1 protein-coding gene is annotated in these 246 nt (G+C 38.6%); it reads right to left on the bottom strand.

The window, feature by feature from the left end; genetic code table 11:
• Positions 1 to 197, bottom strand: a 197-nt coding sequence (locus AOA59_RS32955; protein ID WP_305886617.1) for a hypothetical protein, incomplete at its 3' end; no start/stop codon positions are given.
• Positions 198 to 246: the final 49 nt, after the last annotated feature.

Below are 246 nucleotides of genomic sequence, written 5' to 3'. Positions count from 1 at the left end.
CCAATTACTGTTCTTAAAATTGATATTAAACCAGCTTGTAAAACTTGGGCTTCCCCAAATACGTGTTCAAAGTTATAAGTTGTAAATTCCCGTGGCCATAAGTGTATTCCACCACGAACTGTATCAGTAGCTTCGTTGAATGAAACCGCCAAAGTATTTAACATTGGGTATAGCATCACAACGATCAGCAATACCATGAATACGACGTTTACAGTGTCAAATACAAGGTCATCTACACCACGACGA

Origin of the sequence: Pseudomonas sp. 2822-15, assembly GCF_002742515.1 — a bacterium.
Taxonomy (GTDB): Bacteria; Pseudomonadota; Gammaproteobacteria; order Pseudomonadales; family Pseudomonadaceae; genus Aquipseudomonas; species Aquipseudomonas salomonii.
Note: the sequence above shows the minus strand (reverse complement) of the source record. Positions and strands in the feature narration are given on the sequence as shown.